Annotated in this window: 19 protein-coding genes; 13 read left to right on the top strand and 6 right to left on the bottom strand. The window is 71.5% G+C overall.

The window, feature by feature from the left end:
• Positions 1-15: 15 nt before the first annotated feature.
• Complete coding sequence (locus tag ABTX60_RS32585; protein WP_352100606.1) at positions 16-1,032, bottom strand: aldo/keto reductase; 1,017 nt, start codon at positions 1,030-1,032, stop codon at positions 16-18.
• Entirely contained in the window at positions 1,029-1,493 is a 465-nt protein-coding gene (locus ABTX60_RS32580) for a MerR family transcriptional regulator (protein WP_352100605.1), read from the bottom strand. Before ABTX60_RS32580 ends, ABTX60_RS32585 begins: the two co-directional genes overlap by 4 nt.
• Positions 1,494-1,591: 98 nt before the next feature.
• Here ABTX60_RS32580 and ABTX60_RS32575 point away from each other — a divergent pair, with 98 nt between their 5' ends.
• Both ABTX60_RS32575 and ABTX60_RS32570 read left to right on the top strand, forming a co-directional pair.
• Complete coding sequence (locus tag ABTX60_RS32575; protein ID WP_352100604.1) at positions 1,592-2,062, top strand: GNAT family N-acetyltransferase; 471 nt, start codon at positions 1,592-1,594, stop codon at positions 2,060-2,062.
• Between the two features lie 18 nt (positions 2,063-2,080).
• On the top strand, positions 2,081-2,896 hold the full coding sequence (locus ABTX60_RS32570) for a serine hydrolase domain-containing protein (protein WP_352100603.1): 816 nt from the start codon (positions 2,081-2,083) through the stop codon (positions 2,894-2,896).
• On the opposite strand, the gene ABTX60_RS32565 is transcribed toward ABTX60_RS32570, so the two are convergent.
• The gene (locus ABTX60_RS32565) at positions 2,893-3,546 is read right to left on the bottom strand and encodes a pirin family protein (protein WP_352100602.1); all 654 of its coding nucleotides are present in this window, start codon (positions 3,544-3,546) and stop codon (positions 2,893-2,895) included. The two genes, ABTX60_RS32570 and ABTX60_RS32565, sit on opposite strands and share 4 nt — an antisense overlap.
• A 59-nt stretch (positions 3,547-3,605) precedes the next feature.
• On the opposite strand from ABTX60_RS32565, the gene fasR reads away from it, so the two are divergent.
• The 5 genes from fasR to fabF all read left to right on the top strand — a co-directional run bounded on the left by fasR (position 3,606) and on the right by fabF (position 8,546).
• Positions 3,606-4,811 carry a fatty acid biosynthesis transcriptional regulator FasR gene (gene fasR, locus ABTX60_RS32560; RefSeq protein ID WP_352100601.1) on the top strand — a complete coding sequence of 402 codons (1,206 nt, stop codon included), beginning with the start codon at positions 3,606-3,608 and terminating at the stop codon, positions 4,809-4,811.
• 89 nt (positions 4,812-4,900) lie between these two features.
• Entirely contained in the window at positions 4,901-5,830 is a 930-nt protein-coding gene (locus ABTX60_RS32555; protein ID WP_352100600.1) for an ACP S-malonyltransferase, read from the top strand.
• A gap of 25 nt (positions 5,831-5,855) precedes the next feature.
• Positions 5,856-6,857, top strand: a complete 1,002-nt coding sequence (locus tag ABTX60_RS32550; protein ID WP_352100599.1) for a ketoacyl-ACP synthase III — start codon at positions 5,856-5,858, stop codon at positions 6,855-6,857.
• A gap of 81 nt (positions 6,858-6,938) precedes the next feature.
• Entirely contained in the window at positions 6,939-7,187 is a 249-nt protein-coding gene (locus ABTX60_RS32545; protein ID WP_003989952.1) for an acyl carrier protein, read from the top strand.
• 87 nt (positions 7,188-7,274) lie between these two features.
• The gene (gene fabF / locus ABTX60_RS32540; protein ID WP_352100598.1) at positions 7,275-8,546 is read left to right on the top strand and encodes a beta-ketoacyl-ACP synthase II; all 1,272 of its coding nucleotides are present in this window, start codon (positions 7,275-7,277) and stop codon (positions 8,544-8,546) included.
• A gap of 131 nt (positions 8,547-8,677) precedes the next feature.
• Here the strand turns inward: fabF and ABTX60_RS32535 are convergent, their stop codons facing one another.
• Entirely contained in the window at positions 8,678-9,172 is a 495-nt protein-coding gene (locus ABTX60_RS32535) for a DUF3145 domain-containing protein (protein WP_351630342.1), read from the bottom strand.
• A gap of 255 nt (positions 9,173-9,427) precedes the next feature.
• On the opposite strand from ABTX60_RS32535, the gene ABTX60_RS32530 reads away from it, so the two are divergent.
• The 4 genes from ABTX60_RS32530 (at position 9,428) to ABTX60_RS32515 (ending at position 13,804) form a co-directional block, all read left to right on the top strand.
• A complete protein-coding gene (locus ABTX60_RS32530; protein ID WP_352100597.1) occupies positions 9,428-10,315 on the top strand; it encodes an SGNH/GDSL hydrolase family protein in 888 nt (295 codons plus the stop codon).
• Between the two features lie 27 nt (positions 10,316-10,342).
• Positions 10,343-11,314 (top strand): aldose epimerase family protein, encoded by a 972-nt coding sequence (locus tag ABTX60_RS32525; RefSeq protein WP_352100596.1) that lies wholly within the window; start codon positions 10,343-10,345, stop codon positions 11,312-11,314.
• A 595-nt stretch (positions 11,315-11,909) separates the two neighbouring features.
• The gene (locus tag ABTX60_RS32520; RefSeq protein WP_352100595.1) at positions 11,910-12,389 is read left to right on the top strand and encodes an RICIN domain-containing protein; all 480 of its coding nucleotides are present in this window, start codon (positions 11,910-11,912) and stop codon (positions 12,387-12,389) included.
• Positions 12,390-12,571: 182 nt separating this feature from the next.
• Entirely contained in the window at positions 12,572-13,804 is a 1,233-nt protein-coding gene (locus ABTX60_RS32515) for a pyroglutamyl-peptidase I (protein ID WP_352100594.1), read from the top strand.
• Here the strand turns inward: ABTX60_RS32515 and ABTX60_RS32510 are convergent.
• Positions 13,755-14,591, bottom strand: coding sequence for an EI24 domain-containing protein (locus ABTX60_RS32510; RefSeq protein WP_352100593.1), 837 nt, complete (start codon positions 14,589-14,591; stop codon positions 13,755-13,757). The two genes, ABTX60_RS32515 and ABTX60_RS32510, sit on opposite strands and share 50 nt — an antisense overlap.
• A 198-nt stretch (positions 14,592-14,789) precedes the next feature.
• Between ABTX60_RS32510 and ABTX60_RS32505 the strand changes: the two genes are divergently transcribed.
• Positions 14,790-17,357, top strand: coding sequence for a M14 family zinc carboxypeptidase (locus ABTX60_RS32505; RefSeq protein ID WP_352100592.1), 2,568 nt, complete (start codon positions 14,790-14,792; stop codon positions 17,355-17,357).
• Positions 17,354-18,499 carry a serine hydrolase domain-containing protein gene (locus ABTX60_RS32500; protein WP_352100591.1) on the top strand — a complete coding sequence of 382 codons (1,146 nt, stop codon included), beginning with the start codon at positions 17,354-17,356 and terminating at the stop codon, positions 18,497-18,499. The genes ABTX60_RS32505 and ABTX60_RS32500 overlap by 4 nt, the downstream gene beginning before the upstream one ends.
• Before the next feature lie 78 nt (positions 18,500-18,577).
• Here ABTX60_RS32500 and ABTX60_RS32495 read toward each other — a convergent pair whose 3' ends face one another.
• Positions 18,578-18,997, bottom strand: coding sequence for an organic hydroperoxide resistance protein (locus tag ABTX60_RS32495; RefSeq protein WP_352100590.1), 420 nt, complete (start codon positions 18,995-18,997; stop codon positions 18,578-18,580).
• Positions 18,998-19,087: the final 90 nt, after the last annotated feature.

The following is a 19,087-nucleotide window of genomic DNA, read 5'->3' as shown; positions in this document are numbered from 1 at the left end:
CCTGCGGGCGCCTCGCTACTCCCTGCCCGCTGACGTGAACGCCATGTCCGCGTACCGCGTTCCTGCCACCTGGGCCGCTATGCCGTCCAGGAGGTCCAGTTCCGCGTCGGTCAGGACGATCCTGGTCGCCGCCGTGTTCTCCTCCACCCTGCCGGGCTTGCGGGTGCCCGGGATCGGGATGACCGGGAGGTCGTGGATCGTCGCCTGCTGCTGGACCCAGGCCAGGGCGATCTGACCGAGGGTCGCGTCATGGGCCTTCGCCACCGACCGGATCAGCTCCAGCAGCGTCGCGTTCGCCGTGGCGTTGTCGCCCGTGAAACGCGGCTGCTGGCGGCGGAAGTCACCGGCGGTCAGGTCCTGGTCGGCGTCGGTGAAGGAGCCGGTGAGGAAGCCCCGGCCGAGAGGTGAGTACGCGACGAGGGCCACCCCCAGTTCACGGGCCGCGGGAACGACGTGCGTCTCGATGTCACGGCTGAACAGCGACCACTCCGACTGCACGGCGGCGATGGGGTGGACGGCGTGGGCGGCCCGCAGTTCACCGGCCGTGACCTCGCTCAGGCCGAGGTGCTTCACCTTGCCCTCGCGGACCAGGTCGGCCATCGTGCCGACGCTCTCCTCGATCGGCACGTTCACATCGCGCCGGTGCATGTAGTAGAGGTCGATGGCATCGACGTCCAGGCGCTTCAGGCTCGCCTCGACGGCCTGGCGGATGTAGGGCGGGTCGTTGCGGACGATTCGGCGCGTGGGGTCGTCCGGGGGGATCGACAGGGCGAACTTGGTGGCGATCACGACCTCGTCGCGGTGAGCCTTGAAGAACGGCGCGAGGAACCGCTCGTTCTCACCGGCGCCGTACGCGTCGGCCGTGTCGTAGAGGGTGACGCCCAGATCGAGCGCCCGCTCCAGCGTGGCCCGGGACGCGTCCGCGTCCGCGGGGCCGTAGCCGAAGCTCATGCCCATGCAGCCCAGGCCCTGGACGCTCACCTCGGGACCGTGGTCGCCGAGCTTCGCCGTCGTGATCCTGCCGTCCGTCATCGGGACCTCTCCGACGCCAGGGCACGCCCGGCGTCCGCGTAGAAACTGATCTTCCGGTCGAGCACGGCGAGCGTGCCCCGGAGTTCGTCGATCCTGGCCAGGACGTCCTCTCGGGTCGTCTGCAGCAGCTCGAAGCGCTCGGCATAGGTGTGGTCGCCCTCGCGCACCAGTTCCGCGTACCGGACCATGTCCGCGACCGGCATGCCGGTCAGACGGAGCTTGCCCACCAGGTCGAGCCAGTCGAGGTCGCGGTTGGTGTAGCGGCGCTGGCCGGTGTGGGACCGGTCGATGTGCGGCATCAGGCCGATGCGCTCGTACCAGCGCAGGGTGTGTGCCGTCAGGCCGGTGAAGGCGACGACCTCGCTGATCGTGTAGTGGTCGTCGCCGTCCGGGCGCCGGTTCTGCTGCGGCGGACCGGCGCAGGTGTCGGTCCTGGTTCCCGTGGTCTCCATCACCGTCATGGCCCCAACGCTAAAACCCTCGAGTGCACTCCAAGCAAGCGCCGACGGTAAGAAATCGGCAGGACGTTTCCGGATCCGGCTGGTTAGCGTACGGACTCATGAGTGCTGTACGTCGCGCCCTGCCCGAAGACGCCGAAGAAGTCCTGCGGTTGCGCCAGGTCATGATCGACTCGGTGTTCGCCGCCGATCCCTCCGTCGCCTGGCACGGGGAGTCGCTCCCCACCCTGAGGGCCAAACTGGCCGATCCTGACGCGGACTTCACGGCGTTCGTCGTGGACCACCCGGAGCGGCCGGGGGCGCTGGCCTGCCTGGTGGCCGGGACGATCGACTACCGCATCGGCAAGGCGGGCGACCCGCAGGGCATGGTGGGCTTCGTCTTCAGCGTCGCCACCGACCCGGACGCCCGGCGGCGTGGTTACGCGCGGGCCTGCATGAACACGCTGCTGGAGTGGTTCCGCGAGCGCGGCGCCCGGCGCGTGCAGCTGACCGCCTCGCCGGAGGCCGAGCCGCTGTACGTCTCCCTCGGTTTCCGTCCCAAGCCCGACCCTTTGCTGGAACTCGCCCTCTGAGCGCATAGGCTCGAACGCATGTCGCTGAAGAGCCTCGCCTTGATCGAGAACTGGCCGGTTCCCACCGCCGCGGCGGGTGCCGTACGAGCGGACGGCACCGTCCTCGGCACCCACGGACCTGCCGGGCAGCGGTTCCCGCTCGCGTCGGTGACCAAGCCGCTGGCCGCCTACGCGGTGCTCGTCGCGTACGAGGAGGGCGCCATCGAGTTCGACGAGCCCGCGGGTCCGGCCGGGTCGACGGTCCGGCACCTGCTCGCGCACACGTCGGGCCTCGCGTTCGACGAGCACAAGGTCATGGCCCCGGCCGGGGAGCGGCGGCTGTACTCCAACGCCGGTTTCGAGCAGTTGGGCGATCACGTCGCGAAGGTCACCGACATCCCGTTCGGGGAGTACCTCCGGCAGGCCGTGCTGGAGCCGCTGGGCATGACCTCGACGACCCTGGAGGGCTCTCCGGCCAAGGACGGGGTGTCGACGGTGGAGGACCTGCTGCGGTTCGCGGCCGAGGTGCAGGCGCCGCGGCTGCTGGATCCGCGAACGGTCGCCGAGGCGATGACCGTGCACTACCCGGGCACCAAGGGCGTCCTGCCGGGGTACGGCCACCAGAACCCCAACGACTGGGGGCTCGGCTTCGAGATCCGCGACTCCAAGTCGCCGCACTGGACGGGCTCCTCGTCCTCGCCGCGCACCTTCGGGCATTTCGGGCAATCAGGTACGTTCCTGTGGGTCGACCCGGACGCGGGAGCGGCCTGCGTGGCGCTGACGGACCGGGCGTTCGGGCCGTGGGCGATCGAGGCGTGGCCGGCGTTCACGGACGCGGTGCTGGCAGAGCTCTAGGCCATCTCCCAGATCAGCAGCTCCGCGTCACTCACGCCCTCGGCCTCCAGGCCCTTGGCGTCCGTGATCCGGGCCGCGTCACCGGCCCCCAGTTCCTCGCCGTCCAGGCGGACGTCGCCGCGCACGACATGCACGTACGCGTACGCCCCGTCCGGCACCGCCGTGCGCTCCCCGGGCCCCAGGCGCCGCACGTGCAGCATCGCACCGGCCCCGGGGACGGCGTAGGGCGTCGAGTCGGCGATGCCGTGGACGACCTCGTAGGAGGGGTCGCCGCCGGGGCTGAGGGGGGCCAGCCACATCTGGATGAAGGTCAGGGGCTCCGGGCCGTCGTTGCGCTCCACGTGCCGTACTCCGCCGGCCGAGCTGAGCCGCTGCACGTCCCCGTGGCGGACGACCGACTCGTGCCCGGTGGAGTCCCGGTGGGTCAGCTCGCCCTCGGCCACCCACGTCACGATCTCGGTGTGGCTGTGCGGATGCTCGTCGAAGCCCGCGCCGGGCGCCAGCCGCTCCTCGTTGCAGGCGAGCACCGCGCCGAAACGGAGGTTGTCCGGGTCGTAGTGAGGCCCGAAGGAGAAGGCGTGCCACGTCTCGATCCCAGCGGTCGCGTCCCCTCCGGGGTAGCGCTCGTGTGCGCGCCTGACGTCCATCACGGAGTCCACCGTAGACCCGGCGGCCCACCTTCCCGTCCGGATAAGGCAGTCTTGTCCCCGTGCCCGAACCCGAAACCAGCAAGAACGAAGCCGCAGCCCACGACGTCCATCCGCATGCCGCGACGCTGAAGCGGCTGGAGAAGTCGTCCGGATCGCTCGCCGCGCAGGCCATCGCGCGGATGGACGAGACGCTGCCGTGGTACCGGGCCATGCCCCCGGAGAACCGTTCCTGGATCGGTCTGGTCGCGCAGGCGGGCATCGCCGCGTTCACCGAGTGGTTCCGGCATCCGGACGCCCCGCAGGCCATCTCCACCGACGTGTTCGGCACCGCGCCGCGCGAGCTGACCCGGGCGATCACCCTGCGCCAGACCGTGGAGATGGTGCGCACCACCATCGAGGTCATGGAGAGCGCGATCGACGAGGTCGCGGCCCCCGGTGACGAGCGGGTGCTGCGCGAGGCGCTGCTCGTCTACGCCCGGGAGATCGCCTTCGCCACGGCACAGGTGTACGCCCAGGCGGCCGAGGCACGCGGCGCCTGGGACGCCCGGCTGGAGTCCCTGGTCGTGAACGCCGTGCTCAGCGGCGAGGCCGACGAGGGCGCCGTGTCCCGGGCCGCCGCGCTCGGGTGGAACTCGCCCGAGCACGTGTGCGTGGTGCTCGGCACGGCGCCCGACGGCGACTCCGAACTGACCGTGGAGGCGATCCGCCGCGCCGCCCGGCACGCCAAGCTCCAGGTGCTCACCGGGGTGCTCGGCGACCGGCTGGTCGTCATCGCCGGCGGCAGCGACAATCCGCTGGCCGTCGCCAAGTCGCTCATCGGCCCGTTCGCGGCCGGGCCGGTCGTGGCGGGCCCGGTGGTGCCGGACCTGCTGGCCGCCACCCGGTCCGCGCAGGCCGCCGCGGCCGGGCTGAAGGCGTGTTCCGCCTGGCAGGACGCGCCACGCCCGGTCCTGGCGGACGATCTGCTCCCGGAGCGGGCGATGGCCGGGGACCCCTCGGCCCGGGACCAACTGGTGGAGGAGATCTACAGACCACTGGAGGAGGCCGGGGCCGCGCTCCTGGAGACCCTCAGCGTCTATCTCGAACAGGCGAGCAGTCTCGAGGGCGCCGCCCGGATGCTGTTCGTCCATCCCAACACCGTCCGCTACCGGCTTCGACGTGTGACTGACGTCACCGGCTGGTCACCCTCCGATGTACGCTCTGCGTTCACCCTGCGGATCGCGCTGATCCTGGGGCGTCTGGTCGATGGAGATCCTCAGGCCTAAGGTTTTGTCGGGGCTCGACAAAACCCCTCCGTGTTCTTCGTCCCTGTCCCCACGGGCGGTTGTGCCCGTCCTCAAGAGAGAGTGTGAGAGTGCTCGTACTCGTCGCTCCCGGCCAGGGCGCTCAGACGCCCGGCTTCCTGACCGAATGGCTCGACCTCCCCGGTGTTCGCGGTGCCCTCGAGGCATGGTCCGACGCCGCGGGGCTCGACCTGATCCGTTACGGCACCGAGGCCGACGCGGAGGAGATCCGCGACACCGCGGTGGCGCAGCCGCTGCTGGTCGCGGCCGGACTGGCGTCCGCGTACATGCTGTTCGACGACCCGGCCGAGCTGCCGCAGAAGGTCGGCGCGATCGCCGGTCACAGCGTCGGCGAGATCACCGCGGCGTCGCTCGCCGGGGTGCTCCCCCACGAGGAGGCGCTGCGCCTGGTCCGCACCCGCGGGCTCGGCATGGCCGAGGCCGCCGCGATCACGGAGACGGGCATGGCGGCCCTGCTCGGCGGCGACCCGGAAGTGACGGTTCCGCACCTGGAGAAGCTGGGCCTGACCCCGGCGAACATCAACGGCGCGGGCCAGATCGTCGCGGCCGGCACCAAGGAGCAGCTCGCCGCGCTGGAGGCGGACAAGCCCGAGGGCGTGCGCAAGGTCGTCGCGCTGAGGGTCGCCGGCGCGTTCCACACGCACCACATGGCCCCGGCGGTCGACACGCTGGCCAAGGCCGCCGAGGCCCTGGCGCCCGGCGACCCGAAGGTCACCTACGTCTCCAACAAGGACGGCCGGACCGTCGCCGCCGGCGGCGAAGTGCTGGACCGCCTCGTCGGCCAGGTCGCCAACCCGGTCCGCTGGGACCTGTGCATGGAGACCTTCAAGGAGCTCGGTGTCACGGCTCTGGTCGAGCTGTGCCCCGGTGGCACCCTCACCGGCCTCGCCAAGCGGGCCCTGCCCGGGGTGAAGACGCTGGCCCTGAAGTCCCCCGCCGACCTCGACGCGGCTCGCGAGCTCATCGCCGAGCACGCCTGACCGCCGCCCCCAAGGAGCCGACCGCATGGCGAAGATCAAGCCCAGCAAGGGCGCCCCGTACGCGCGCATCCTCGGCGTCGGCGGCTACCGCCCGACCCGGGTCGTGCCGAACGAGGTGATCCTCGAGACGATCGACTCGTCCGACGAGTGGATCCGCTCGCGCTCCGGCATCGAGACCCGGCACTGGGCGAACGACGAGGAGACGGTCGCCGCGATGTCGATCGAGGCGTCCGGCAAGGCGATCGCCGATGCCGGGATCTCCGCCGGGCAGATCGGCGGCGTGATCGTCTCGACCGTCTCGCACTTCAAGCAGACGCCCGCCGTCGCCACCGAGATCGCCGACAAGCTGGGCACCGCCAAGGCCGCCGCCTTCGACATCTCGGCCGGCTGCGCGGGCTTCGGCTACGGCCTCACCCTCGCCAAGGGCATGATCGTCGAGGGCTCGGCCGAGTACGTCCTGGTGATCGGCGTGGAGCGGCTCAGCGATCTGACCGACCTGGAGGACCGGGCGACGGCCTTCCTGTTCGGCGACGGCGCGGGCGCGGTCGTCGTGGGCCCGGCCCAGGAGCCCGCCATCGGCCCCACCGTCTGGGGCTCCGAGGGCGACAAGTCCGAGACGATCAAGCAGACCGTGCCGTGGACGGACTACCGTTCCGGCGAGGTCGCCAAGTTCCCCGCCATCACGCAGGAGGGCCAGGCGGTGTTCCGCTGGGCCGTGTTCGAGATGGCGAAGGTCGCCAAGGAGGCGCTGGACGCCGCCGGCATCTCCGCGGAGGACCTGGACGTCTTCATTCCGCACCAGGCCAACGAGCGGATCATCGACTCGATGGTGAAGACTCTCAAGCTGCCGGAGTCGGTCACGGTCGCGCGTGACGTACGCACCACCGGCAACACCTCGGCCGCCTCGATCCCGCTCGCGATGGAGCGGCTCCTGGCGACCGGCGAGGCGAAGAGCGGCGACACCGCGCTCGTCATCGGCTTCGGGGCGGGTCTCGTCTACGCCGCGACTGTCGTTACTCTCCCCTAGGCACTCCGTGCCGGATCATGCGGTCCGGCACGGGAGGAAACACCTGCCACACCCTCTGGATATCTACGAAGGAGCGCCAACATGGCCGCCACTCAGGAAGAGATCGTCGCCGGTCTCGCCGAGATCGTGAACGAGATCGCCGGCATCCCGGTTGAGGACGTCCAGCTGGACAAGTCCTTCACCGACGACCTGGACGTCGACTCGCTGTCCATGGTCGAGGTCGTCGTCGCCGCCGAAGAGCGCTTCGACGTCAAGATCCCCGACGAGGACGTCAAGAACCTCAAGACCGTCGGTGACGCGACCGACTACATCCTCAAGCACCAGGGCTGATCTGCCGATCTGGCCCCTCGGGCTGACTGCCCCGCCACCCGGCGGTGGCGCCGCTTAATCCTCGGATCCGTTGGAGAAAGAATTCCCGTGAGCTCGACCAATCGCACCGTGGTCGTCACCGGTATCGGCGCAACCACACCGCTGGGTGGCGACGCAGCCTCTACCTGGGAGGGCCTGATCGCCGGCAAGTCCGGCGTGAAGCCCCTGGAGCAGGACTGGGCGGCCGACCAGGCCGTCAAGATCGCGGCCCCGGTCGCCGTGGAGCCGACCGAGGTCATTCCGCGGCCGCAGGCCCGCCGGCTGGACCGCTCGGCGCAGTTCGCGCTGATCGCGGCCAAGGAAGCCTGGGCCGACGCCGGTTTCGAGGCGAAGGCCGGCGAGGACCCGAACATCGACCCCGACCGGCTCGGCGCGGTCATCGCCTCCGGTATCGGCGGCGTCACCACGCTGCTCGACCAGTACGACGTGCTGAAGGAGAAGGGCGTTCGCCGCGTCTCCCCGCACACCGTGCCCATGCTGATGCCCAACAGCCCGTCGGCCAACGTGGGTCTGGCCGTGGGCGCCCGGGCGGGCGTGCACACGCCGGTCTCCGCCTGCGCCTCGGGCGCCGAGGCCATCGGCTACGCCATCGAGATGATCCGCACCGGCCGCGCCGACGTCGTCGTCGCGGGTGGCACGGAGGCGGCGATCCACCCGCTGCCCATCGCCGCGTTCGGCAACATGATGGCGATGTCCAAGAACAACGACGACCCGCAGGGCGCGTCGCGTCCCTACGACACGGCCCGCGACGGCTTCGTGCTCGGCGAGGGCGCCGGTGTCGTGGTCCTGGAGTCCGCCGAGCACGCCGCGAAGCGCGGCGCCCGGGTGTACGCCGAGGCGGTCGGGCAGGGCATCTCCGCCGACGCGCACGACATCGTGCAGCCGGAGCCGGAGGGGCGGGGCATTTCGCACGCCCTGCAGAACCTGCTGGACCGCAACGACCTGGACCCGGCGGAGATCGTGCACGTCAACGCGCACGCGACGTCCACGCCGGCCGGTGACATCGCCGAGCTGAAGGCGCTGCGGAAGGTGTTCGGTGACGACGCCGACCACTTCGCGGTGTCCGCGACGAAGTCGATGACCGGGCATCTGCTGGGTGGTGCGGGTGGTGTGGAGACGGTCGCGACCGTGCTCGCGCTGTACCACCGGGTGGCACCGCCGACGATCAACGTGGAGAACCTGGACCCCGAGGCCGAGGCGAACGCCGACGTCGTGCGGGGCGAGGCTCGGAAGCTGCCCGTGGAGGGCCGCATCGCCGCGCTGAACGACTCGTTCGGGTTCGGTGGGCACAACGTGGTGCTGGCGTTCCGGACGGTTTGATTTCGCCTTACGGCGAGTGGCCCGGACTCTTCGTGAGTTCGGGCCACTCGCCGTTTTGTTTCGCGTCGTGTGCCGGGTGCCGGCCGGTGGGGGCTGGTCGCGCAGTTCCCCGCGCCCCTAAAGGAGCGGCGTCATACCACCTGGTGGAGCCAGCGGACCGGGGCGCCTTCTCCGGCGTATCTGAACGGTTCCAGTTCGTCGTCCCAGGGCTTGCCCAGGAGTTTGCCGATCTCGGCTTCCAGGTCCGTCTCGCCGCGCCGGCTGCGGTGCAGCGCCGCGCGCAGCCGGTCCTCGGGGATGAGGATGTCGCCGTGGATGCCGGTGACGGCGTGGTAGATGCCCAGGTCGGGGGTGCAGCTGTAGCGCTCGCCCTCGGCGGTGGGGCAGGGCTCCGCGGTGACCTCGAAGCGCAGGAGGTGCCAACCGCGCAGCGCCGAGGCCAGCTTGGACGCCGTGCCCGCCTGGCCCTGCCAGGAGAACTCCGAGCGCCAGGTGCCGGGCGCGGCAGGCTGACGGATCCAGTCCAGGCTGACGCGCGTGCCGAGCACCCCGGCGATGGCCCACTCGACGTGCGGGCACAGCGCGCGCGGCGCGGAGTGCACGTACAGAACTCCACGTGTCGTCACCGGAACCTCCGGGCAGAGCGGGGTGCAAACGGGCGGAACGGCTGTGACCGGGCGGGTCACGTTGATGGCGAGGCTACCGTGCGGGGGCGCAAGGAGTGTGACGTACGGTCGGTCCAGGTGCCGGGAAACGCCTGCCATTCACCCATGGGGACGCTTGTACGGGTGTGAGCCGTTGCACCTGATCGGTCGGGAACCCTCGTGCGTTGTTATGGGTTGGGGAGAGAAGGCACGGCGTGGCGAGGGGATGGACCAGGGATGCGGAAGCGAAGCCGTCGCACACGGGGCGTTCTGGCCGTGGTCGCGGCGGCCGTGCTGGGTGTCGCCGGGTGTGATGCCGTGGGGGGCGATTCCGCCGCCCCGTCCGCATCCGCGAAGCCGTCGCCGAAGCCCACGCCCCTGTGGGACCGCAGCCCGGGTTCCGTCGCCGCCGTCGGGGACTCCATCACGCGCGCGTTCGACGCGTGTGACGTGCTGTCGGACTGTCCGGAGGCGTCCTGGGCGACCGGCGCCAGCCCCGAGGTCGACTCGCTCGCGGTGCGGCTGCTGGGCAGGGCCGGGGCCGCCCGGCGGAGCTGGAACTACGCCGTGACCGGGGCGCGGATGGCCGATCTGCCCGGGCAGATGGCGCGGGCGGTGCGGCGCGGGCCGCAGCTGGTGACGGTGATGGTGGGGGCCAACGACGCCTGCCGGGCCACGCCCTCGGCGATGACCCCGGTCTCCGCCTTCCGTGCCGACTTCGAGGACTCGCTGCGCTCCCTGCGCAAGGCCCTGCCCAAGGCGCAGGTGTTCGTGGCGAGCGTGCCGAACCTGAAGCGGCTGTGGTCCGAGGGCCGCACCAGCCCGACGGGCAAGCAGGTGTGGAAGCTGGGCATCTGCCCGTCGATGCTGGGCGACGCGGACGCCTTGGACCCGGCGGCGACCCTGCGGCGGGACACGGTGCAGAAGCGGGTGGAGGACTACAACGAAGTCCTCCAGGAGGTCTGCGCCGAGGACAAGCGGTGCCGCTACGACGGGGGCGCGGTGTACGACTACCGCTTCGGCACCGCCCAGTTGAGCCGCTGGGACTACTTCCACCCCAGTGTGAACGGACAGGCCCGGTTGGCGGAGATCGCGTACCGCACCGTCACCGCGAAGAAGCCCTGACCGGGACTCTCACTTAGAGTTCCGCACATGAACGAACTCTTCGGAACACTTTCCGACGGGACCCCGGTGCGCCGCTGGACCCTGGAGCGGGCGGGCGTACGGGTGCGGGTCCTGTCGTACGGCGGGATCGTGCAGTCCGTGGAGGTGCCGGACCGGGAGGGCCGGGCCGGGGACGTGGTGCTGGGGTTCCCGGATCTCGACGGATATCTCACCCATCCGGAGCCGTACCTCGGCGCCATGGTCGGCAGGTACGCCAACCGGATCGCCGGCGGCCGGTTCACCCTGGACGGCCGGACGCACGCGCTGGAACCGAACAACGGGCCGAACTCGCTGCACGGTGGTGCGCGTGGCTTCGACAAGCGGGTGTGGGACGCGGAGCCCGTCGGGCACGGGGTGCGGCTGACCCGGATCAGCCCGCACGGCGAGGAGGGGTTCCCGGGGCTGCTGGAGGTCTCGGCGACGTACACGCTCGACGAGAGCGGCGCCCTGCGGATCGCGTACGAGGCGGTGACGGACGCGCCGACCGTGGTGAACCTGACGAACCACAGCTACTTCAACCTGGCCGGTTCCGGTGACGCGGGCGGCCATGAGCTGCGGCTGGCCGCCTCCCGGTACACGCCGGTCGACGCGGATCTGATCCCCGCCGGCAGCATCGAGGACGTGACGGGGACGCGCTTCGACTTCCGCGAGACGCGCAAGACCGGCTCCGGCTACGACCACAACTTCGTGCTCGACAAGGGCGTGACGGACGACCCGGTGGAGGTCGCCGAGCTGCACGACCCGGCGTCCGGGCGGGTGCTGACGGTGGCGACCACCGAGCCCGGCCTCCAGCTGTACACGGCCGACCACCTGGGCGAGCCCTTCGCGCCCGGTGACGGCATCGCGCTGGAGACCCAGCACTTCCCCGACTCGCCGAACCGGCCGGAGTTCCCGACGACCGTGCTGCGGCCGGGCGAGGTGTTCCGCTCGGAGACGGTGTACGGGTTCGGCACCCGCTGAGGGGGCCCGTGACAGACCAAGAGCCCCGGTCCGGAGGTCAGGTCCCGGGCCGGGGCCGCTCGGCGGGGAACTTGTCCCGGGTCAGACGTTAATCGTCGCGGTGATCCCGCGGTCCGTGATCGAGCGTCCGACCTGGATCCCGTACGAACCCTTCACAAGCGACCACGAGCCGGTCGCCTCGTCCCGGATCCCGAAGGCGCGCGCGGCCGTCAGGCGTGGACTGTCGGCAAGGCCGCTCGCGCCGAACGCGGCGTTGTTCGCCGCACGGGCCGGCGAAGAAGCCGGTCCGAGACAGCCGCCTCGTCAGGACGGCTGTCGGTTTCTCGCTCTCGCCGCCCGGGCAGGCCGCCGGCCATCATCCTCATCCGTTCGGACGCCTCGGTGCGCTGCCACCACGCTGCGCCGCGCGTGCGGCGTGTGGGTGACGCTCTGTTGGGGAGTTCGAGTCGCGCCGCCTGTCCGTTCGATCACTCTCAGACAGCCCCTCACCTCGTGAAACGACCGGTTCGCGGCGCTGAGGAACAACAGCCGACTGGTTACGCTGAGTTTCAGGGGCGCCCTCTCCTGTAGGACTTCGAGGCTGAGGAGCACTGACGTGACCGACCTTGTACTGCTCGCCGGCGGATCGGTGACGATGACCCACCACGTCACCGGCACCTACTTCATGTGCAACGACTGGCACGACGGTGTCGGCAACCACACCCAGACCTGGGCACAGGACCCGTTCGCCAAGGACAACCACTCACACCGGTGGTTCCTGCGGCAGAACAGCGACGGCACCGTGCGCATCGAGTCGTACGCCAACCACCGTTGCCTCACCGCAGGGGCCAACCCGCCTGACATGGTGACCCTGCGGGAACGCACCGACAGCCTCAACCAGCACTGGCGGCTGGTCTCTCACGCGGAGCGAGGCAACGACTTCTACATGGTCTCGGTCGTGCATCCGCGTTACGCCCTGGCCATCGCCGACCACCTTCAGGGCAACGACCGGCTGGTGGGCCTCACCCGCATGTGGGGCGGACCGAACCTCTCCCAGCTGTGGCGGATCTACCCCTCGTCGGAGGACCAGGGCTGACCCTGTCACGGGGTGCGCCACGCGACAGCAACAGGGATGTCGCCTGGCAGTTGGTACCGGTCGGCCGGGAGGCGACGGCGAGGATCCCCGCCTGACCCCCCCATGGCGTGCACCCCACGCGTCACGCGATACTGCGGCCGTCCGGCACCGACCCCCCACCGCGACGGAAGGCCTGAACACCCTTGATATCCCTACGCGTTCGCCTCGGCGTACTCGGTCTCGCCCTGCTGACCGGCTTCGCCACCCCGACGGCCGCGAGCGCCGCCCCGGCGGCCCCCTCTCCCACCGTCGAGGAGCAGCGGCTCGACCGGGCCGCCCCTCAGGAGATCCTGCGCCGCTCCGGATTCGACGCCCTGGCCCCGCGGCTGGCCCGGGCCCTCGACTCGGCCCGCTCCTACGGGGAGGCCCGACGGGCGGTGGCGGGGGAGGGCGCACGGCTGTGGCAACACGCCGTCGACCGGGCCCAGGGGCGCGGCGCGGCCGGCGGGACCCTCAGCCGGGACGACGACCGACCGCTGTACTGGGCTCGGCTCGGCATGACGCGTGAAGTACGCACCTGGGAGCCGGCGTTCGGCTTGACGGACGGGCAGCGGGCCGCGCTGCTGGACGAACTGGAGCGCACCTCGCGCGGCCAGAACGCGATCCGGTATCCGCACGGCAAGGGCCTGAAGCGGATCCTGCTCACCGGCTTCGACCCGTTCACGCTCGACCGGGACATCCGGATCTCCAACCCGTCCGGCGCCACGGCGCTGGCCCTCGACGGCACGGTGATCGAGACGGCGGACGGCCCGGCCCGGATCGAGACGGCCGTGTTCCCGGTGCGCTGGCAGGACTTCACCGAGGGCACGGTGGAACGGGCCCTGCGGCCGTACCTGCCGAAGGTCGACCTGTTCACGACGGTGAGCCAGGGCCGCGTCGGGCGATTCGACGTCGAGCGGACCAACGGAGCCTGGCGGGGCGGCTTCGCGGACAACGACACCATCGGCCGCACGGGGACCGTGCCGGTCGCCGACCCGGCCTCACAGCCCCAGTGGACGGCGACCACGCTGCCCCACGCGGCGATCACCGCCGCGCAGACAGGCCGTTTCCCGGTGTACGACAACACCAGTGTCACCGAGATCCCGGCCGGCGGCACCGAGCCCGTCGTGCGCCCCGGCGGGCCGACACCCGGCTCCACCGCTCGCGCGGGCGGGGGCGGGGACTACCTCTCCAACGAGATCGCCTACCGGGCCACCCTGCTGCGCGACCGGCTCGGGCTGCACGACACCCTGCCGGGCGGGCATGTCCACACGCCGGTACTGCAGTTCGGCACGGGGAACACCACCGAGATCACCGACCCGGAGTTCGTGCGCAACCGGCTGGACATCATCGCCCAGGTGAGGGCCATCCTGAAGGTGGCTGCGGAAGCGTCGTAGCGGCCCCGTCACCCTCCTCGCCGTCTTCGCCACCCTCACGGATGTCCTCGCCGAGCAGGTCACGTGCCATGAGGGTGGCGCCGGCCACCGCGCCCGGCATCAGGAACACCGCGACGAACGGCACCAGGAACGCCACGGCGAGCGGCGTGCCGAAGCCCCAGACGAGGGTCTTGCGGGAGCGCAGCAGGGTGAGGCGGGTGCGCAGTTCGACGCTGCGGCGCTGGAGGGCGACGGCGGTCAGTTCCTCGGTGAGGAAGAACCCGGTGACGACGAACCCGATCACCGGGACGACCGTCTGCCCGACCACGGGGATGAAACCGCACGCGAACAGCAGCACCCCCCACAGGGCGGCCCGCAGCACGATCCGGAGGCTGTCCCGGGCGGAGATCCACAGCTCACGCCAGAACGGCAGCCCCGACTCGGGGGCGTGCCCGTCCGGGGACACGTCCCGGTCGACCTTCTCGGAGAGGTTCTCGTAGAAGGGCTGGCCGATCAGCAGGGTCACCGCGGTGAAGGTCACGACGGACAGGAGCAGGCCGAGGGCGAACAGCACGGCGGTCAGGAAGCCGCGGAAGAGGCCGAGCCACGGGCTGGACCAGTCGTCCGCGAAGGGCGTCGCCCAGCCCACGAGGGCCTCGCCCCACAGGGCCAGCGCGACGAGCGCCGCCGCGTAGAGAACGAGGGTGATCAGCCCCGGGAGCAGCCCGAAGCCGTACTGCCTGCCGTGCCGGGCCACCCATCGCTGGCCCTTCAGGAGGTACCGGAAACCCGCCCCTAGATCGCGCATGGGAAGACCCTATCCGGGCCCGTGTCGCGCTCTTGACGCGCTCCGGTCACACCGCTGTCACGGGTCGCCCAGGTCAGGCCGGACGCGCCGGTGGGAGCCATCCGGGTCACGGGTGACACCAACGCGCTCTTGTTGCCGTTGAGTCGAACCGGTACACCTCGCCGTACCGATCTCAGGAAGCCCCAGGAGGAGGTACGCGTGCGCACCGAGAGAAGCGTTCCTGCGAGACCTGCACTGATCGCCGCCCTGGCCCTGGCCGCGGCGGGTTCGCTCCTGCTCGCCCCCGGGCCCGCGGGCGCCGACCCGTTACCCGTCACCCGTGAGGGCTTCGCCGTGGACGACCGGGCGGCACGGGCTCCCGCGAGCGCGGCGCGACGCGCGTTGACCGCGGACGCCCCCACCGCCGCCACCATCCGCTCCTACCCCCGCCGCCTGGCCCTCTCCAGTGACCCGGAGAACCCCGGCGACACGTCCCTGAAGCTGGGGCTCACGCCGTACCACGCGATCGCGCCGAAGCTGAACGCCCTGCAGCGCCTCGGCGACCGGGTGAGCGTGGAGGTGACGGGCCGCTCGGCCGGCGGCCACCGCCTCTACCTCGTGACCGTCACCGCCCCGGAGACCGTCCGGCAGGCCCGCGCCCAGGAACGGATGCGCGAGCTGATCGGGAACGCGCCCGCCACAGCGGCGAAGTCTCGTGAGATCAGCCGGGATTACAAGACGCCGGTCTTCGTCAACAGCAACATCCACGGCAACGAGTGGGAGGGCACGGACGCCTCCCTGAAGGTCATCGAGCAGCTCGCCACGGCGAAGGACGCCAGGACCAGGGACCTCCTCGCGCACAGTCGCCTGTACTTCAACATCACGGCGAACCCGGACGGCCGTATCGCCGGTACCCGCGCCAACGCGAACGGCTTCGACCTCAACCGCGACTTCGTCACCGCCTCCCAGCCCGAGACCCGCGCGATGCGGCAGATCGAGCTCGGCACGCAGCCGGCCGTCCTGCTCGACCTGCACGGCTACGTCAACGGCACCCTCATCGAGCCCACCACTCCCCCGCACGGCGAGAACTACGAGTACGACCTCTTCCTGAAGAACACCTACGCCAACGCCCTCGGCATGGAGTCCGCGGTCAACGCCCTCGGCTACACACCCGCGAAGGACGGCGTGCGGCCGGCGCAGATCCCCTTCCGCGACCAGGAGGAGGGCTGGGACGACTGGCCGCCGATCTTCACCCCGCAGTACGCGGCCTTCCACGGCACGGTGGCCGCCCACACGGTGGAGATCCCGCTGGCGGTGAACAACGACGAGTACGACGAGCTGCCCGTCCCCGAGCTGCGCCGCCGCTCGGCGGTCAACACGGCCGTGGCGGGCGCGGCGATCCGCGCGACGCTGAACCACGTCCACGAGCACCGCGGCACCCTGATCTCCGACCAGATCGAGGTGTTCCGGCGCGGCGCGGCGGGCGCCGCGCAGGTGCCGGTGTCCCCGGAGACGGTCCCGGGCGTGCCCGGCATCGGCCCGGAGGACGTCTACACGACCACGTTCCCGCGCGCCTATGTGATCCCGTCCGGCGACGCCCGCACGCAACGCTCGGGACCGGCCGCCGCCCGCCTGGTCGATCACCTCCTGGCCAACGACGTCCGCGTCACCCGCGCCACCCGCCCCTTCCGGCTCGCCGGCCGGACGTACCCCCGGGGCTCGTACGTCGTCGACCTGCACCAGCCCAAGCGCGGTATGGCGAACGCGCTGCTGGCCGACGGCCGGGACATCAGCGGCGAGGTCTCGGTGATGTACGACATCTCCGGCTGGAGCCTGGGCAGCCTGTGGGGCGCCACGGTCGAGCGGGTGCCGTCGGGCAGCCTGCGGGGCGCGCCCCTGCGCCCGGTCGGCGAGGCCGCACCCGTCGCGCACGTGCCCGCGCACGGTGACCTGCGGCTGCGCCTGACCGACCCGCGCGAGATCGCCGCCCTCAACTCCCTGCTCCGGGCGGGCGTCGCGGTCCGGCGGGCGGCGGACGGCAGCGCGATCGTCCCGGCGTCGGCCCGCCGCGAGGCGCGTACGGCCGCCCGCACCCACGACGTCTCCCTCACGGCCGCCCGGCAGTCCGGCACGGCACGGCTCCACCGCCTGCGGGTCGCCGCGGCCGTCACACCGGGTGAACTGTTCGCCCTGCGGGAGATGGGCTTCGACGTCACGCCGGTCTCGACGGCCGTCCTGAACGCGGGCTTCGACTGGCGGGGCGCGGACGTGCTGTTCGTGTCCGCCGGCCTGGACCGCGCGGACCTCACCGAGCCGGCCCGGCAGGCCCTGGACGCCTTCCTCGACGGGCACGGCCTGGTCGGCCGGGGCGCCGCGGGAGCGGCCCTGAACGCGGCGGCGGGGCGGCTGGCGGTCAAGCCGGTGGAGGGCAACGCGGACGCGAACGGCGTAGTGAGGGTGCGCAACTCCGGCGGCATCACGCGGGACGCACCGGCCCGCGGCTTCGTCTACGCCCCGCTCTGGTTCACCGATGCGGGCCCCGGTGTCCGCGTGGAGCAGTCGTACGCGAGGGGGAACCCACTGGTCTCCGGGCACTGGCGGGCGCTGCGGGACGGTTCCGGCGGCCCCGCCGCTGCCGCCGGGCAGGCCTCCATCGTGAGCGGGGACAACACGGTCCTGTTCGGCACCGAACCACTTTTCCGGGACCACCCCAAGGGGGAGTTCCCGCAGGTGGCAAGGGCATTGTTCACAGTGGCACACAGCGCTTCAGTCAAGGAGAGCGGATGACGCGGGAGATCCACGGCAGCGTGGCGGACGGCTTCGAGGCGGTGCGCGAGGAGTTCACCGCGTTCGTCGCCGGGGAGCGGGCCGACTACGAGGGGCAGCTGTGCGCCTACGTCCGCGGCCGGAAGGTCGTCGACCTGTGGGCGGGGACCGACGCCGACGCCCTCTACGGTGTGTTCTCGTCCACCAAGGGCGCCGCCTACCTGGTCGTGGCTCTGCTCGTCCAGGACGGCACGCTCGAACTGGACCGCAAGGTGACGTACTACTGGCCGGAGTTCGCGGCCGAGGGCAAGGGCGCGCTGACGCTGCGGGACCTGCTGGCGCACCGGGCGGGCGTGGTCGGTACCGATACCGGCTTCACGCTCGCGGAGCTTGCCGATGACCGCCAGCTCGCCGAGCGCCTCGCCGACCAGCGGCCGTTCTGGCGCCCGGGCACGGCGTTCGGTTATCACGCGCTGGTCGCCGGCGCCCTGGCCGCGGAGGTCGTACGCCGGGCGACCGGCCGCACCCTCCAGGAGGTCTACCAGGAACGGATCAGAATCCCGTACGGGCTGGATCTCCACCTGGGCCTGCCCGCGCCCGAGGAACCGCGCTTCCGGGGCACCCAGCCGATGGACCCGACCCCCGAGCAGCGGGCCGAGCTCGACGCCACGCCCACGGGCCCGCACTCGCTGGCCTCGATCGCGTTCAACGGCAACGCGGCGGAGCCGACCGACCTCGCCTCCCTTCCGAACATGCCGCTGATCCGCGCCAAGGGCCCGGCGTCGGTGGGCGGGGTGGCGTCCGCGCGGGGCCTCGCGGGGATGTACGCGGCGACGATCAGCGGGGTGGACGAACAGCCGGCGCTGCTGAAGCCGGACACGGTTGCGGAGTTCGGTCAGTTCCACTCGACCGGCTACGACCTGGTGGCCCGGGCCCACAAGTCGTTCGGGCTCGGCTTCCAGATGACGGCTGACACGTGGCACCCGTTCCTCGGTGCCGGAACGATCGGGCACAGCGGCGCGGGCGGCTCCCAGGCCTTCGCCGACCCGTGGAGCGGCCTCGCCTACGGCTACACGCGCCGCCGGTTCGCCTTCCCCGGCGGGGCGGCCCCGGAGAACGGCCGGCTGGTACGGGCGGTCCACACGGCGGCGCTCGCCCTCTGAGGACCGCTGAGCCCCGGCACGGACGGAGGCCGCACCCCACGTCCAAGGGTGCGGCCTCCGCGTACGCAACGAGCGTGGTCAGACCAGCGTCACGGTGATGTCGCCGCGGGTCGCCTTCGAGTACGGGCAGACCTCGTGGGCCTTCTCGATCAGTGACCGGGCGGTCCCCCGGTCCACCTTCGGGATGGCGGCCGAGATCTCGACGATGATCCCGAAGCCGTCCCCGTTCTTGCCGAGGCCGACCTTCGTGGTCACGGTCGAACCGGAGAGGTCGGCCCCCTCCTGACGGGCGACGACACCGAGGGCCCCCTGGAAGCACGCGCTGTACCCGGCGGCGAACAGCTGCTCCGGATTGGTGCCGGCGCCGCTCCCGCCCATCTCCTTCGGCGGGTTGACGACGACGTCGAGCCTGCCGTCGTCGGTGGCGACCCGGCCGTCGCGCCCGTTCTCGGCGGTGGCGACGGCGGTGTACAGGACGTCGGACTGCTGGATCGGCATGCGGTTGTTTCCTTAGGTCGTCCGCCGCGGCTCGCGCCCGGACCGGGACGGATTCGGAAACAAGTTACCGCATGCCGGAATCCCGAGGGA

The organism is Streptomyces sp. NPDC126510 (genome assembly GCF_040302345.1).
Taxonomy (GTDB): Bacteria; Actinomycetota; Actinomycetes; order Streptomycetales; family Streptomycetaceae; genus Streptomyces.
Note: the sequence above shows the minus strand (reverse complement) of the source record. Positions and strands in the feature narration are given on the sequence as shown.

Coding starts and splice junctions, on each gene's coding strand:
- ABTX60_RS32580 (WP_352100605.1), bottom strand. CDS start 1,493: ATGACGGTGATGGAGACCACGGGAACCAGGACCGACACCTGCGCCGGT.
- ABTX60_RS32550 (WP_352100599.1), top strand. CDS start 5,856: ATGGCGAAGATCAAGCCCAGCAAGGGCGCCCCGTACGCGCGCATCCTC.
- ABTX60_RS32575 (WP_352100604.1), top strand. CDS start 1,592: ATGAGTGCTGTACGTCGCGCCCTGCCCGAAGACGCCGAAGAAGTCCTG.
- ABTX60_RS32545 (WP_003989952.1), top strand. CDS start 6,939: ATGGCCGCCACTCAGGAAGAGATCGTCGCCGGTCTCGCCGAGATCGTG.
- ABTX60_RS32585 (WP_352100606.1), bottom strand. CDS start 1,032: ATGACGGACGGCAGGATCACGACGGCGAAGCTCGGCGACCACGGTCCC.
- ABTX60_RS32525 (WP_352100596.1), top strand. CDS start 10,343: ATGAACGAACTCTTCGGAACACTTTCCGACGGGACCCCGGTGCGCCGC.
- ABTX60_RS32530 (WP_352100597.1), top strand. CDS start 9,428: ATGCGGAAGCGAAGCCGTCGCACACGGGGCGTTCTGGCCGTGGTCGCG.
- ABTX60_RS32500 (WP_352100591.1), top strand. CDS start 17,354: ATGACGCGGGAGATCCACGGCAGCGTGGCGGACGGCTTCGAGGCGGTG.
- ABTX60_RS32495 (WP_352100590.1), bottom strand. CDS start 18,997: ATGCCGATCCAGCAGTCCGACGTCCTGTACACCGCCGTCGCCACCGCC.
- ABTX60_RS32510 (WP_352100593.1), bottom strand. CDS start 14,591: ATGCGCGATCTAGGGGCGGGTTTCCGGTACCTCCTGAAGGGCCAGCGA.
- ABTX60_RS32570 (WP_352100603.1), top strand. CDS start 2,081: ATGTCGCTGAAGAGCCTCGCCTTGATCGAGAACTGGCCGGTTCCCACC.